Source organism: Candidatus Clostridium radicumherbarum, assembly GCF_045310525.1.
Classification (GTDB): domain Bacteria; phylum Bacillota; class Clostridia; order Clostridiales; family Clostridiaceae; genus Clostridium_AT; species Clostridium_AT radicumherbarum.
Genome location: NZ_JBJHZY010000001.1, coordinates 1,428,229 through 1,444,271 on the forward strand (window position 1 = coordinate 1,428,229; position 16,043 = coordinate 1,444,271).

Annotated in this window: 14 protein-coding genes and 1 tRNA gene; 13 read left to right on the plus strand and 2 right to left on the minus strand. The window is 31.3% G+C overall.

The features are described from left to right. Positions 1-67 precede the first annotated feature (67 nt). The 4 genes from nadD (at position 68) to ACJDUH_RS06790 (ending at position 3,205) form a co-directional block, all read left to right on the plus strand. Positions 68-673 carry a nicotinate-nucleotide adenylyltransferase gene (gene nadD, locus ACJDUH_RS06775; protein WP_406764395.1) on the plus strand — a complete coding sequence of 202 codons (606 nt, stop codon included), beginning with the start codon at positions 68-70 and terminating at the stop codon, positions 671-673. A gap of 10 nt (positions 674-683) precedes the next feature. After that, a complete protein-coding gene (yqeK, locus tag ACJDUH_RS06780) occupies positions 684-1,253 on the plus strand; it encodes a bis(5'-nucleosyl)-tetraphosphatase (symmetrical) YqeK (protein WP_406764396.1) in 570 nt (189 codons plus the stop codon). Between the two features lie 10 nt (positions 1,254-1,263). Then, complete coding sequence (locus tag ACJDUH_RS06785) at positions 1,264-2,217, plus strand: LCP family protein (protein ID WP_406764397.1); 954 nt, start codon at positions 1,264-1,266, stop codon at positions 2,215-2,217. An 88-nt stretch (positions 2,218-2,305) separates the two neighbouring features. Continuing rightward, a complete protein-coding gene (locus ACJDUH_RS06790; RefSeq protein WP_406764398.1) occupies positions 2,306-3,205 on the plus strand; it encodes an RluA family pseudouridine synthase in 900 nt (299 codons plus the stop codon). 16 nt (positions 3,206-3,221) lie between these two features. On the opposite strand, the gene ACJDUH_RS06795 is transcribed toward ACJDUH_RS06790, so the two are convergent. After that, complete coding sequence (locus ACJDUH_RS06795) at positions 3,222-4,493, minus strand: D-alanyl-D-alanine carboxypeptidase family protein (RefSeq protein WP_406764399.1); 1,272 nt, start codon at positions 4,491-4,493, stop codon at positions 3,222-3,224. Positions 4,494-4,621: 128 nt separating this feature from the next. Between ACJDUH_RS06795 and ACJDUH_RS06800 the strand changes: the two genes are divergently transcribed. The 8 genes from ACJDUH_RS06800 (at position 4,622) to ACJDUH_RS06835 (ending at position 12,083) form a co-directional block, all read left to right on the plus strand. Beyond that, a complete protein-coding gene (locus tag ACJDUH_RS06800; RefSeq protein WP_406764400.1) occupies positions 4,622-5,227 on the plus strand; it encodes a helix-hairpin-helix domain-containing protein in 606 nt (201 codons plus the stop codon). A 64-nt stretch (positions 5,228-5,291) separates the two neighbouring features. Beyond that, positions 5,292-6,320: a selenide, water dikinase SelD gene (gene selD / locus ACJDUH_RS06805; protein WP_406764401.1), complete on the plus strand. Its 1,029-nt coding sequence runs from the start codon at positions 5,292-5,294 to the stop codon at positions 6,318-6,320. A gap of 41 nt (positions 6,321-6,361) precedes the next feature. Next, positions 6,362-7,759, plus strand: a complete 1,398-nt coding sequence (gene selA / locus ACJDUH_RS06810) for an L-seryl-tRNA(Sec) selenium transferase (RefSeq protein ID WP_406764402.1) — start codon at positions 6,362-6,364, stop codon at positions 7,757-7,759. 4 nt (positions 7,760-7,763) lie between these two features. Beyond that, entirely contained in the window at positions 7,764-9,671 is a 1,908-nt protein-coding gene (gene selB / locus ACJDUH_RS06815) for a selenocysteine-specific translation elongation factor (protein ID WP_406764403.1), read from the plus strand. A 68-nt stretch (positions 9,672-9,739) separates the two neighbouring features. Then, positions 9,740-9,836 (plus strand) — tRNA-Sec (locus ACJDUH_RS06820). A 399-nt stretch (positions 9,837-10,235) separates the two neighbouring features. Then, a complete protein-coding gene (locus ACJDUH_RS06825) occupies positions 10,236-10,499 on the plus strand; it encodes a hypothetical protein (protein ID WP_406764404.1) in 264 nt (87 codons plus the stop codon). Positions 10,500-10,891: 392 nt separating this feature from the next. Further along, positions 10,892-11,446, plus strand: a complete 555-nt coding sequence (locus ACJDUH_RS06830) for a hypothetical protein (RefSeq protein ID WP_406764405.1) — start codon at positions 10,892-10,894, stop codon at positions 11,444-11,446. Between the two features lie 88 nt (positions 11,447-11,534). Further along, entirely contained in the window at positions 11,535-12,083 is a 549-nt protein-coding gene (locus tag ACJDUH_RS06835) for a T6SS immunity protein Tdi1 domain-containing protein (RefSeq protein WP_406764406.1), read from the plus strand. Positions 12,084-12,260: 177 nt separating this feature from the next. Here the strand turns inward: ACJDUH_RS06835 and ACJDUH_RS06840 are convergent, their stop codons facing one another. Continuing rightward, positions 12,261-14,690, minus strand: a complete 2,430-nt coding sequence (locus ACJDUH_RS06840; protein ID WP_406764407.1) for a transglycosylase domain-containing protein — start codon at positions 14,688-14,690, stop codon at positions 12,261-12,263. Between the two features lie 464 nt (positions 14,691-15,154). Between ACJDUH_RS06840 and ACJDUH_RS06845 the strand changes: the two genes are divergently transcribed. Continuing rightward, positions 15,155-16,036, plus strand: coding sequence for a sensor histidine kinase (locus tag ACJDUH_RS06845; RefSeq protein WP_406764408.1), 882 nt, complete (start codon positions 15,155-15,157; stop codon positions 16,034-16,036). Positions 16,037-16,043 lie beyond the last annotated feature (7 nt).

The window sequence follows — 16,043 nt, forward strand, 5'->3', positions numbered from 1 at the left end:
AAAATAAGCATGTATTGTTTACCACATAAAAATAATACATGCTTATTTTTGAAAGCAGGGATAAATTATGCCAAATAAAGGGCTATTTGGAGGTACCTTCGATCCTATCCATTTTGGACACTTATATATAGCTGAGGAAGCTTTGTATAAACTTAATTTAGATAGTATATTATTTATGCCTACTGGTAATCCTCCCCACAAAACTGATAGAGAAATAACTGAAGCCTATATTCGTTATGAACTTGTCAGAATGGCAATAAAAGACGAGGAGAGATTTAATTTATCAAGTTTCGAAATAGATGAGAAAGGATTAAGTTATACTTACAAAACCTTAGACTATTTAAAAAACAAGGAGCCAGACACAAATTGGTTTTTAGTAACTGGTGGAGATTGCCTTATGGAACTAGATTCTTGGAAAAATGTAGATGAAATATTCAAGCTTTGTACTCTTGTAGTATTTAATAGATTGGGTTATGAAAAAGGTAACATTCTGAAGCAAAAGAAAATTGTTGAGGAAAGGTATAATGTTAAGATAATTTTTTTAAATATAAATCCTTTGGACATATCTTCAACAAATATTAAGAAAATGCTTAAGGAAGGTAGGAATGTAAATCATCTCCTGCCGCTAAATGTATTAAATACAATTTCAGAATTAGGTTTGTATAAGGAATGAAGGTGAATATATGTGGAGTGAAGATCAGATAACGGATTATTTAAAAGCAAATTTAAACCCTCAAAGATTTCAGCACAGTATAAGGGTAATGGAAACAGCTGTAAGTCTGGCTAAGCGTTATAAAGTTGATGAAGAAAAGGCTAAACTTGCAGGACTCACCCATGATTGTGCAAAAAATTTAAATAATTTGGAAATTAATGATTTATTAGTAAAAAATGGGTATAATATAGATATGATGTTTAAAAAAAGTTCTAATGTTATGCATGGTCTTGCTGGGTCAATTATAGCAAGAGATGTTATGGGAATTTCAGATGAGGAAGTATTAAATGCAATTGTCTATCATACAACAGGAAGAGCAAACATGAGTATGCTAGAAAAGATTATATATATAGCTGATTATATTGAACCTATGAGGAATTTCGAAGGCATAGCGACCTTAAGAACCTTAGCATATGAGAATTTAGATGAGGCACTTCTTTTATCCTTTAATAACACTATCAAATATGTAATAGATAAAGCGGAGCTAATTCATAAGGATACAATTGAGGCCAGAAATTTTATTTTATTTACAAAACACTAGGAGATAAAATATGGGAAGAATAAAGAGAAGCCATAGTTTTCGCGACTTTTTTATTATCTTTGTTTCATTATTTGTATGCATTAGCCTTGCAGGCGCAGCCTATTTATATTTCTATTTAGATGGACTTAATCATACAAAGCTTGAAAAGAATAAAGTGCAGCCTATAGCTGCTAATAAAGATGAACAGGTAAATATATTAGCCATGGGCACCGATATTGGAACCGTAGGGGCTAATAGTAATAATAATCCTAAGAGAACGGACACTATACTTCTTATTAATTTAAACCCTAGTCTTAAGGAAACCAATGTTATTTCTATACCTAGAGATACTTTAATTCAGATGAATAACTCAAATAAAAAAATAAATGAAGCTAATGTAATAGGTGGCCCTGGTTATTTAATTGATGCAGTTGAGAAGCTTTTAGATATAAGGGTAAACTATTACTCTAAATTGGACTATGAAGGCTTTAGAAAGATAATTGACTGTGTTGGACCCATTGAAATTAAAATCAATAATAATATGAATTATGATGATGAAACTCAAGATCTGCATATTCACTTTAAAAAAGGCGATATTGTAGAGCTTAATGGGGAAAAGGCGGAAGAATTTTTTAGATGGAGAGAAAATAATGATGGTACTGGCCTAGCTAATGGAGACTTAGGACGAATAGAGAATCAGCACCTATTTATTAATAAAGTAATAGATAAATTTAAAAGCCCTTCAATTATAACTAAACTTCCTAGTATCCTAGGTACAATCTCAAATTATGTTGAGACTAATATGAAGGCAGATGAAATAATTAAATATGGGCTGATGTTATCTAAGATGGATAAAGCAAACATAAAGCTTTATACAATTAAAGGTGACCCAGAATATATAAATGGGATTTCCTATGTAATTTATGATAAAAGTAAGAATACAGAATTATTAAATAAGCTTCATTATGAGGCAGCTATGAAATAAGATATTTATTTTTGGCTATTTCTGATATAATTAATATAAAATAATTTGTTAACTGTGTGTAAGCACAGTTTATTTTTTGAGGTGGCACATGAATAATGATTTAATTTATAAAATTACTGATAGTGAGAAAGATATGAAGCTTAGGGAATATTTAAGAAAAACAGCAAAGCTATCAGGACGATTAATAAAAGGAGCTGCAATAGATGGCAGAATTAGAGTTAATGATATAGTAACCAAATTAAATTATGTTTTAAAAACAGGAGACACTATTTCCTTTCAAGTTGAGAAGAATGAATCACAAAATATAGAGCCAGAAAAAATAGATTTAGACATTAGATACGAAGATGAAGATTTAATTATAGTAAATAAAATGCCTGGAATGGTTGTGCATCCAACGAGAAGCTATCCCAGCGGTACTTTAGCAAATGGTTTGTTATACTATTTCAAGGAAAAAGGTGAAAATTGTATTGTTAGGCTTGTAAGCAGGCTGGATATGGATACTTCAGGCCTAATTATAATTGCAAAAAACCAGTTTTCACATATGTCCTTGGCAAGGGATATGCAGAGTGAAAATTTTAAAAAAAGTTATTTAGCTGTAGTACATGGAAACCTTAAAGATAAAGAAGGAACCATTGACTTACCTATTTATAGAACTGGAGATGACAGCATAAAGCGGATAGTGGATGATAGAGGACAAAAAAGCATTACACATTTTAAGGTTATTGAAAGTTATAAGGATTCAGAGCTTTTAGAACTTACCTTAGAGACTGGAAGAACTCATCAAATAAGGGTTCATTTAAGTTACTTGGGCCATCCAATTTATGGTGATAATTTATATGGAATAGATGAGGATAAGGCTTTAATTACAAGGCAGGCCCTTCATGCCTATAAAATATCCGTGCCACATCCTAGAACAGGTGAGATTTTGACTTTAGAAAGTGAATTGCCAAAAGATATAAAAGAACTTATAACAAAAATAAGTAGGTAATATTACCTACTTATTTTCATATATTCCTATTTTCATATATTTTTATTTTGCTTTGTCTTTTCTTCTTTTTATTAATTTTAATAATTATACGAAGTAATACTAGAAAGGAGAATATACCCAAAATAATTTTTAATGCTAAAAATAAATAATTCATTCCCTTACTTGAAAAGACTTTTTCATTTAAAAGAGTTGGTATCTTATGATCTATGCCGCTGTCTAACTGCAGTGCTGGAAGAGTGGTATTATCAAGCTTCATAGTGGCATCTGTTAATTTATCTCCTCTTGAAAATGATTTATTACTTAAAATGTTGCTCTTATTAACTTCAACTTTAGGAACCTCATTTATGGATTTATCCCTTACGTAGTAGTAATCTTCTTGTGCAAGTAAAGGTATATTTAAGTCTCCTTCAGTAACCGTTGTAACTAGTTCATTCTTTTTATAAAGTGGAACTAATTCAAAATTTTTAAAGCCATAGTCAAAAAGTGCTCTTGAATCTTGAAAATATGTTTTGTTCTTATCGTGTACTAAGGCAACTATTAGCCTTTGGCCATTTCTTTCTGCACTTGCAACATAGGAATGTAATGACTGGATTGTATACCCGGTTTTACCTGCGTCTGCACCATTATAGTAGTACATGGAGTTTTTATTTATTAATTTATTTTCATTTGCTAAATTAATGCCTTCAGGATGCTTATTTGTAGGTGGAATCTTGTAGGAAAAAGTTGAAGAAATCTCTCTAAATTCAGGATATTTAATAAGCGCCTTCATTATTAAAGCTAAATCTTTGGCAGAAGTTTTATGATTTTCATCATAAAGACCGCTTGGGTTTACGAAGTGTGTATCTAAAGCCCCTAATTCCTTTGCTTTTTTATTCATAAGGTCAGCAAAAGCTGAGGTGGAACCACTAATATGTTCTGCTAAAGCTACTGCACAATCATTTCCAGAAAGAAGCAGCATCCCATATAATAAATTTCTAACGGATATTTCTTCACCTTCAAATATCCCTATTTTACTGCCATCCACATAGGGTGGGTTTTTACCTACTGTCACTATATCATCCAGGTTACTATTTTCCAAAGTTAAGAGCGCTGTCATAGTTTTAGTAGTTGAAGCTGGAGGATATGAATCATCCATATTTTTAGAATATAAAATTGTTCCAGTAGTAGCATCCATTAATATTGCGCTATCAGCCGAAACATTAGGAGCAGCCTCTTTTGCATAAATAATTATATTTGAACTGCTTATGAGCATTAAAATAACTAATAATAATGTTAAAAAACGTTTCATAAATAATCCTCCTATTACATACATGTATAAATTATAACAAATAAAAGCTAAAGATGCGATAATAAATTTAATAATTGTCAATAATTAAAATATTATTAATATAATTGGTCGTATTTGGAGGAGAGATAATGAAAACCAAACAGAAAATAATTGGCTCTGTAGTTATATTATTGGTATTGATTGGTTTTTTAGTGGTTGGCATTTTAATAAATAAACCTAAAAACCATAAATTAGAGGAACAAGACATTTTTGTAGATAGTATACCTAGTGAAACTATGCAAAAAACTGAAAACAAAATGGTCACTGTATATATTCAGGGGGAAGTAAAAAAACCAGGAGTGTACAGCTTATCAAGCGGCAGCATACTAAACGATTTGGTGAAGGCAGCTGGTGGTTTTACAGAAAAAGCAGCGCCTGATACGAAGCTTAATCTTGCAAAAAAATTAAAAGATGAGGATTATGTATTTGTTCCAGAAAAATCCGAAGAGATATCTAATAACAGTAATTCTGCAGCTGTTTCCTCAAATAACAAAGAATCAAAAAAGATTAACATTAATACTGCTTCTGCAGCAGAACTTGATACACTGCCAGGCATTGGACCCACAACAGCACAAAAGATTATTGATTATAGAGAGAAAAATGGACAATATACCTCTATTGATGACCTTAAGAAAATTGGAGGAGTTGGAGATAAGACTTTAGACAAGTTTAGAGATAATATAGACATAAGATAAGGAATATTATACAATTAGTACTGAACTTTAGTATCATATTCATGATATGAAAGGAGTGGTAATAATGGAAAAAAGATTAACTGAAATGTCCAGAACTTCTGGGTGAGCAGCCAAAATAGGGCCGGAGACCCTTTCAAAAATTTTATATAAATTACCTGTAATGAAAAATGATAATTTATTAGTAGGTATAGAAACATCTGATGATGCGGCGGTATATAAATTAAACGATGATACTGCTATGATTCAGACTTTGGATTTTTTCACACCTGTAGTAGATGATCCTTACACCTATGGTCAAATAGCAGCAGCTAATTCCTTAAGTGATGTTTATGCCATGGGAGGTAAACCTGTATCAGCATTAAATATCGTATGCTTTCCACTTTGTTTGCCTACTGAGATTTTAGCAGAAATTTTAAGAGGTGGAGCAGACAAGGTATTAGAGGCAGGTGCAGTAATTGTTGGAGGACATACTGTAGATGATAATGAACCTAAATACGGACTTTCTGTAACAGGCTTAGTACATCCAAATAAGGTTTTAAAAAACTACGGTTCAAAGGTTGGAGAAGTGGTTATTTTAACAAAACCTTTAGGAACAGGGATAATTAATGCAGCAATTAAGGGACAAATTGTTTCTGATAATGCTTATGAAAAAGCTGTTAAAGTGATGTCTACACTAAATAAATATGCCTCTGAGAAAATGGAGAAATTTAATATAAGTGCCTGCACTGATATAACTGGCTTTGGATTTTTAGGCCACAGTTATGAAATGGCCAGTGCATCAAAGGTTGCAATTAAGTATTATAAAAATAAAATACCATTTATAGCTGAAGCTAAAGAGTATGCTGAAATGGGGCTTGTTCCAGAAGGAACCTATAGCAATAGAGCATATTTAGAGGAAAAATGTTCTTTAAATAATTTATCTGTTTGGTTTGAAGATATATTATTTGATCCACAAACCTCAGGAGGTCTTCTCTTTACCATAAATGCTGAAGATGGTGAAAAATTAATTAAAGAACTTGAAGGCCTTGAAATTGAATCTGCTATAGTTGGAGAAGTAATAGCTTTAGAGGATAAATTTATCATTGTGGAGTAGACTATTTAAATCATAATTTGTAAAGAAAGGTTTTAATTATTATGAATAAGAAAGATTTGCTTAGAAAACTTCCTAAAATGGATGATCTTCTAAAGGAAGAAATAGTTGTTAATAGTTTGAAAGCTGTTATTAGACCAATAGTTATTGAAGCTTTAAGAGAAACCTTGGAGGAATTTAGAAATAGGATATTAAATGACTATATAACTGAATTTAATACTATAGATATATTAGAGGGTTTCAGACAATTAGTAGAACAAAAGAATTCCCCTAAATTAAAAAAGGTTATTAATGGAACTGGAGTTATTTTACATACTAATTTAGGCAGAGCCTTATTAGGTGAAGAAGCATTAAAGCATATTATAAACTGTGCTGACAGCTATAGTAATTTGGAATATGATCTTAAAAGTGGGGAGAGGGGTTCTAGATACGAGCATGTTGAAGAATTAATAAAAAAGATTACTGGTGCAGAAGCAGCTTTGGTTGTAAATAACAATGCTGCAGCTGTTATGCTGGTGTTAAACACCTTATGCAGTAACAAAGAAGCCATTGTATCAAGAGGGCAGCTTGTTGAAATTGGAGGCTCCTTTAGAGTTCCAGAGGTAATGAAGTTTAGTAATGCCACACTTGTAGAAGTTGGAACTACAAATAGAACCCATCTTTATGATTATGTAAATAGTATAACTGAAAATACAGGTGTACTATTAAAGGTTCATACCTCTAACTTTAAGATAATGGGCTTTACTGAGGAAGTGCCATTAGAGGACCTAGTGAGTTTAGGAAAGGAAAGAACCATACCTGTGGTAGAGGATATAGGCAGCGGCGTATTAGTTGACTTTTCTAAATATGGTTTCTCTTATGAACCAACTGTACAGGAAAGTATAAAGAAGGGTATAGATGTAGTGACCTTTAGTGGGGACAAGATGCTTGGAGGACCTCAGGCAGGGATAATAGCAGGTAAGAAAATTTATATTGACAAAATAAAAAGGAATCAATTAACTAGAGCACTTAGAATTGATAAACTCACTTTAGCAGCTTTAGAAGGCACACTAAAATATTATTTGGATGAAACTAAAGCCGTAGCGGAAATTCCAACTTTAAATATGATACTAAGTTTAAAAGAAATCCACAAAAAGAGAGCTCAAAGACTTAAAAACAGAATTCTAAAAGCATCAAAAGGAATTGATATAGATATTGCTTCAGATTATTCTATGGTTGGCGGAGGTTCCATGCCTGCTGAAAAAATACCAACTTTTGTTTTAAGAATAAAATCTGATTCCTTAACTACTAAGGAAATGGAAGTTTATCTTAGAAATAGGAGAATTCCAATTATAGTTAGGATATTTGAAGATAATGTTATAATCGATTTAAGAACTATCTTTGACAAGGATTTTGACATTATTGTCGAAGCTTTTAAAAATTTAATGCAGCAGAAGGGTTGATATAATGAAGCATGTTATAATAGGAACCGCTGGGCATATAGACCATGGCAAAACCACATTAATTAAGGCCTTGACTGGAAGAGAAACTGACACCTTAAAAGAAGAGAAAGAGAGAGGCATTTCTATAAACCTTGGCTTTACATTCTTTGATTTACCTTCTGGAAAAAGAGCTGGAATAATTGATGTTCCAGGTCATGAAAAATTTATCAAAAATGCACTTGCAGGTGTAAGCAGCATCGATGTGGTTTTACTTGTAATAGCAGCTGATGAAGGCATAATGCCGCAAACAAAAGAGCATTATGAAATATTACAGCTTCTAAATGTTAAAAAAGGGATTATTGTACTTACAAAAACTGATTTAGTTGATGAAGAATGGCTCCTTCTAATTAAAGAAGATATTAAAGAATATTTTAAGGGTACCTTCCTTGAGGAGGCGCCAATTCATGAGGTTTCTTCTAAAACTGGAAAAGGCATTAAGGAGCTGATTGGGGATATAGACAAAATTACTGAGGAAGTAGAGCCAAAAGATACAGAAGGACATTTTAGACTTACTGTAGATAGAGTTTTCTCAGTCAGCGGCTTTGGAACCGTTGTTACCGGAACCATCATCAGCGGCAGAATTGAGGAAGGCGAAGCAGTTGAGCTATATCCCTCTAAACTACCTACAAAGATTCGAGGAATACAAGTTCATGAAAGCCCAGTTAAGTTTGCTGAGGCCGGCCAAAGAGCTGCTTTGAATCTTGCTAACGTAAAAGCTAGTGAAGTCCATAGAGGTGATGTGCTTTCAAAAGAAAATATTATGGAGCCATCTTTAATTGTAGACTGCAGCTTTAATTATTTAAAGTCAGCTGAAAAACCTTTAGAAAATAGACAAAGGGTAAGGCTCTATCATGGAACAAGCGAGGTTTTGTGCAGGGTAGTTTTGCTTGATAGAGAGGAGCTTATGCCTGGAGAAAAGGCTTATGTTCAACTAAGACTTGAGGAGCCTCTAACAGCTCAAAGAAAGGATAATTTTGTTCTAAGGAATTATTCTCCAATGTATACCTTAGGTGGAGGTCAAATAATAGAACCTGTTTCTAAAAAAACTAAAAGATTTGATAATTCTTATATAGGAGAATTAAAAATAAAGGAAAGCGGAAGTCAGGAAGATATCTTAAATAAATTAGTTAAAAAACTTAGCAAGGATTTTCCAGATGAACAGGTGATAATAAAAGCCTTAGGGAAAAATGATGAAAGGCTCTCTGAAAGATTAGAAAGCTTGGTAAATGATAAGGTGTTACTAAAGCTTACTAATCTAGATAAACCAATTTATATTCATAAAAGCTTTTTAAAGTTAAAAACTTCAGAAATTGAAACGCTCCTAACTGATTTTCATAAGAATAATCCACTTAAAGCTGGCATATCAAAGGAAGAAATAAAAAACAAAGTTTTTGGGAAAGGTATTAAACAAAAAACCTATGATGAGCTTCTGCAGCTTCTATGCTTAAGAAATGTTTTAAGGATACAAGGAAGTTTTATAAGTCTTATGGACTTTGAAATCAAGTATTCTAAAGAACAAAATATAATAAAGGATAAAGTTTTAAATGCCTTTTCGAAAGCTTGGTATATGCCGCCAAAGTATGAAGAGTTAATTCAAGGTGAGAAGGATAAAAAGGCCTTTAAAATGGTATATGATTCGCTGCTTGATATTGGCAGCTTAACAAAGGTATCAGAAGAGTGCATTTTATTAACAACTTATTATGAGGCAGCAAAAACACAAATCATTCAATATGTTAGCGAACATGGTAGTATATCAGCAGCTGAAGCTAGAGACCTTTTAAACACAAGCAGAAAATATGCTGTTGCAATCTTAGAAAACTTGGATAATATGAAAATAACAAAGAGGTTAGAAGATATTAGGGTCCTTTACTAAATTACTATTTCTTACATTGACTTTAGAATTATTTTTATGTAAAATCATAATGCGTAGTAAGTAAATACGGGGGTAGATAAGTGCTGGTGTGCTTGCCAGTCTTCAAAACTGTGTTGCCGTGCTAAGACCACGGTAGGTAGGTTCGATTCCTACATACTCCCGCCAAATTAAGTAATATTAAGGGTTATAGGTATTTTAACAATAAATACTTATAACCTTTTATTTTTTATAACCTGTTATGCAGACCTAGTAATTAAATTTAATGAAAGATGTTGATTTAAGTGGGTTCAAGGAAGATTAAAATTTGCTTGGAAACCGTAATTTTGACAAGCCGCCACTAATTATACAAATGAGGACGTACAAATAAGTATAAATAGATTAATACAAGATAATAAAGATGGAGCAGTGTTCAATGCAAAGTTACGAAACATTATTTCAGATTTAAGTAAAGTCAACTGCTTTAAAAACAGAAAGGAGATAGTTCTACAATTACGAAATATATATTTCAATACAAGGTGAGTTTAAGAACCTATAACAGGAATTTTAATGGTAAGGAGAAAACAAATGATAAACCTAATAGATCAAAATAGTAAATCAATAATTTTAGGAGACATAATCAAAGCTGAAAACTTAAAAACAAAGGAAACTTTCTACTATTTATACTCTAGAAATTACTTATATAGATATGATAAAAGTGGAAATATTGACGAAGAGAGAAATAATAATATAGCAGTCGATGACATTTTAACTTTGGTCAATGATGGGAATTGGAAATGGACTAATTTAGGTCATAAAGAAGATATTTATAAAGATTTATTTAATAAATAATATTATAATATGAGTCTTTTTTTGCATAAAATTTAATAAGCAGAAGATAATTTTTGAATATTATAGACGAAGCCCCTCTAAATTGGTAATATTTTACGTAAATATATAAGGAGTTTTAAGATTTGATAAGGATTAAAGGTAATATATTGTTAATAGGAGGGATGTTTATACATAATTTTAAATTCATATTACTACTTAATTCTATCAATTACGAGTACAAAACACATTATAAAAACTGTAAACAGTCAGCCAAAGTAGGTTCTAAAATTCTTATTAAAAGTAACATTAAGTATATGTAATTCAGAATAACCTCATTTGTTTGCTGTTTCAAAAAAATTATAATTAACAAGAGTTCAATTAAATGTATAAGAGGAAGAGGGGTTTGATAAAAAATGAATATTATAAGTTCAATAATAATTATTATAGTAGTTTCACTTTTTATGAGTTATTTGATGTCATCTTCGAAGAAAGAGATAGCTGCAAATGAAGAGGGATTTCTAGTATTTAAAATGAATAAGGCTTACGGAATTGTTGGAACTTTAGGTATAATTGCTATATTTATCGTAGGAATTATAGCATCTTTAGGAACAGTTAAGACTATTAGTGGTGCCCTAGTGGTACTGCTTATTTCAATACTTTTACTTTTATTATGCTTGCCACTTCTTTTAGTATCCCGAAATCAAAAAATAATGGTGTCAGATGAGAAAATTCTTTTTTACAGTATGACAGGTAAGCTTAAAGAAATTTTATGGACTGACATTAATGAAGTTAAGTTTAATAAAGTCTCTTTGGAGTTAAAGTTAATAACTAATAGTACAAGTATAAAACTGCATATGCATTTAGTCGGTTTTAATAGGTTTCTTGAGTTAATGGAAATGAATCTTAGCAGTGAAATATATAGAAATGCTATGATAACTTTACAATCCGTACAGAAACGATATTCATAAGTACTGAGAATAATGATAATAAAAAATACAGACTTCATTGGAAAGATATGATTCAATAGTTAAAATTAAAAAATTAAGAGGATAAGCTATGAATGATGATTTATTTAAAGGTTATAAAATTAATAGTAAAGTTGATAGCAAAATAGTTAATAATTATAAAGAAGTTTTACCTAAGGAGTTAATTTTCGTATGGGAGAATTATGGATTTGGTTCTGTATTAAACGGATACTTAAAAATAATTAATCCAGATGAATATCGAGCAATTATAGATATGTCATATTTTAGAGCTAATGTATCTATTCCAATTTTTGTAACAGCATTTGGGGATATAATCAATTGGGAGGAAAATAGATATATTAGAATGGTAAAATATAAAAATGGAACATTTAAAGGAATATCGTTAGGATTTGATTTCTTTTGGGAAGATGTAATTATCGATTATTTTTGTAAAGAATTTTTTGAATTAGATAAATATAATAAAGCAATTTCTATATTAGGAGAATTAGAATATGACGAATGTTTTGGGTATATACCTTTATTAGGCTTATGTGGTAGTGAAAAAGTAGAAAATTTAAAAAAAGTAAAAATAAAAGAACATATTGAATTAATTACACAGATGGTAGGCAAAATTGAATAATAAAAAATTATGACGTTTAGCATTACAATAAATTTTGCTAAGCGTCTTTTTTATTTGTGTAAAAGTGAGCAGACAGTTATGTGAATTCACATCTAACTAAAAAATGAGAAAGTGAGTGTTTAACACCAATGCTCCACAAAAGATGACTCCTGTAGAGTACAGAAATCATCTTTTACTTTATTGTTTACTGCTATTTTGTGATTTTGTATCATTATTATTTGTTGGTGGATTTGATACAGTACCAGATTGAATATTATTGTTGTTATTGATATTGCTATTTGTACCGCCACCGTTATTATTAACATTATTATTAGTATCGGTTCCGCTATTATTGCCTGTTTGTGTTGATGGAACTGAGCTTTGGCTGGCTGCATCAATTGCTTGCTTTTCTTGATTTAGCTCTGCTGTTTTAGCATTGATTCTATTTTGAAGACTCTGTTTTTGATCATCCGAAATCTTATTTACTGTACTTTGAGCATTTTGAAGAGCTGAATCAGCTGCTGCATAATCATTTTTCGAAGATAGATGGATATTTTCATAAGCACTTACTGCATTTTCTGCATCAGTAACTTCTGTCTGAGCTGCAGCGGTGGCATTTTCATCAATCTGCTGCTGTATATCCGCAGGTACATTAAAATCTTTTGGTTGAAGTCCTTTATTTGCCTTATTCATAAAGTCCTGCCATATACGTCCTGGATAGGTGGCTCCATATAAGTCTGATATGGATGTAGGTGTATCATACCCCGCCCACACTACTGTAGTCAGGTAAGGTGTGTAGCCTGCAAACCATCCGTCTTTAGAGGAACTTGTTGTTCCAGTCTTACCCGCAGCAATCATATTATTTAATCCAAGGCCATAACCTGTAGCTGAGCTTTTCGTTAAAACGCCTTTTAGCACATCTGTCATATAGTAGGCGGAATCTTCTTTATAAATTCTTGTCCTGTTCATAGTGTTTTGATATATACAGTTCTGATTTTCATCTTCTATTTTGGTTATACAGGTAGGTGTTATAAACTCTCCTCCTCTTGCCAAGGTAGAATATGCACTAGCCAGTTCAATCGGAGTAACCCCATAAGTAAAACCACCAATTCCGATTATAGGACTGTTATCCGCACTGACGATATGAGCAAAATCCATTTTATATAGATAAGGAAGTGCATACTGGGTGGTTTCCTTCTGTAAAAGCTGATATGCAACTGTATTTAAAGAAAGCTCAGTAGCAAACCTAAGTGTTACTTTTCCAAAGAAAGTATTTTCATCATTTTTAGGGCCATTGGGTATATATTGGTCAACCATGGTACTATCAGGTGTATAGCCATCATCAAAGGCTGGGGCATAAACAAGCACAGGTTTTATGGCTGAGCCCGGCTGTCTAACTGCTTGAAACGCTCTATTGAAATAATTTGTAATATTACTTTGGCTTCTTCCACCAACTGCAGCAACTACTTCTCCTGTGGAATTGTCAATACAAACACCTGCACCTTGCATTTTGTATAAGCCGGTTTTGGGATCTGTTACATAAAAATTTGAAAGTCCATTATCCAAGGATGTTTGAAGCTGATTTTGCAGGTTCACATCAAAACTTGTATAAATTTTATAACCGCCATTTCTAACCTTCTTTTCATAATCTGCATAGACTTCATTATAATTATCTTCGTAGCTGCTTCTATCCGCATCTGAAGCAAATTGATATTGAAAATTAAAATTATCATTCTGCATTAATGCCCTTACAGCACTATCTACTGCATAGGATGTCATATAATTTTCAGTTACACTTTGAGGTGGCTGATAATTTAGCACCACCTTGGTATTCAGTGCATCCTGGTACTGCTTATCCGTAATATAATTCTGTGCTTTTAAGTTGGACAGCATCAGATGCTGTCTATCTATCACATGATCATAATATTTCAATGGATTATAATAAGTGGGGTTATTTGGTATAGCAGCCAAAAATGTTATTTCAGCAAGGTTTAATTCATTTAAGGACTTATTAAAGTACGTATGTGCAGCAGAAGCAATGCTATATGCTCCATTACTGAAATTTATATTATTTAGATAATACTCAAGTATTTGTTCTTTTGAAAACTGCTTCTCAAGCTGAACAGAGATAAGAATCTCAGTTAACTTCCTTGACCAGGTTTTGTCTTGAGTTAATAACACATTTTTAACCAATTGCTGGGTTATTGTACTTCCTCCCTGGGTTATTTTGCCCTTATTCTCTATATAGGAAACTAATGCTCTAGCCATTCCACGTACACTTATTCCATTGTTTTTATAGAAGTCCTTATCTTCGGTTGCTACAAAGGCTTCCTTCACTAAGTCAGGAATATCATTATAATTTGTATAAGTATAACTAGATGAAGACAGCTTAGTAATTTGGTTGCCATCCTTATCATATATAATTGTAGGACCTACTCTTTTAAACGTATTATCGTTAATACTTGAAATTTTGTCTGTTGCTTCTTGTTTAGCCGCCTGAATTTGGCCACTAAAGGAAAATAAAAAAGATGCACAAACAGATATAATTAATAAAACAATTAAACATAATGCAATGAAAATATGCTTAAGCGTTTTTTTCTTCTTTTTAGCTCCATTTCTTCTAGTCATCTTTCCTCCAACTGCATTTTAGGCTTTAGAAAATATCATCATGAAATATAATAATATAAATTTGTGTCAATTAAATGACAATAATAAGAATTCTTTATTAAATATATCAATACCTATAATTATTCTTGATCTTGTTAGATAGATAAAATGCGGCTTTAATGGACTTTGATTTTGACATTTCACAACGAGGACTTAAACTTTTAAGGAAGATTTTTAATAACATGATAGTTTAGCAAAATTTAAAAAACAATAAAATCAAAGCTTAGAGTATGTGAATAGTAGCTTCGCTGGTGTGTCTTTTTTTTATGCTTAAAATTTATAAATTGTATTTCTGCAAATTAATTGTTGTTTTTAAAGGATTAAGAAAAAGAATGTCGAATTCTATACATTATCCAAATTTTATGATAAAATTATTAGAAAAGTCGGGTAAACATTCTTGATATATAAGGTGGTAAACTTAAAATATGGATATTGATAAAAGTAATGATAATAGTGAGATAGAAAAATTAAAATTAGCCTTAAAAGCTTGTGAAGAAAAATTAGAAGATCATAATAAAAAAAGTGAGTTTTTCGCCAATATATCACATGAATTTAAAACTCCAATAAATATTTTAATGGGAGCAATGCAGCTTATTGAATTGTATACCTTAAGCGGAACTATTAAAGATCCAGAGAAAAAACTTGAGAAGTATATGAAAACAATGAAGCAAAATGCTCTGAGATTATTAAAACTAATTAATAATATTATTAGTATGACTAAGATTGATTCTAACGATGTTTCAATTGAGCTTCATAATTATGATATAGTTGCTATTATTAAAAATGTGGTACAATCTATTGAAGCTTACGCAAAGGTAAAATTAATTAATTTAACTTTAGAAACAAATTTAGATAAAAAAATTATAGCTTGTGATGCAGATAAAATTGAAAGAATAATGTTAAACCTTTTATCAAATGCTATTAAATTTACTAATAAACAAGGAAATATCAAAATAAAATTAGAAGAAGTCAATAATATGTTATGTATTTCAGTTGAAGATGATGGAATGGGGATTCCAAAAGATAAATTGAATAGTATCTTTCAGCGATTTAGAAAAGTTGAAACAAGTTTTACTAGAAACAGAGAAGGAAGCGGCCTTGGCTTGTCTATAGTAAAGGCCCTTGTGGAATTGCACAACGGTACTATAGACGTTACTAGTGAATATACTAAAGGAAGTAAATTTGTAATTCAACTCCCAGATAGAAAATTAAGCGAAGCTAATAAATTAAATCTTTATGTCCAATTAGACGACGGTATTGAACAAAGGGTAAAGGTTGAATTTTCTGATATACAAGATATTTATTAAGGAAGTG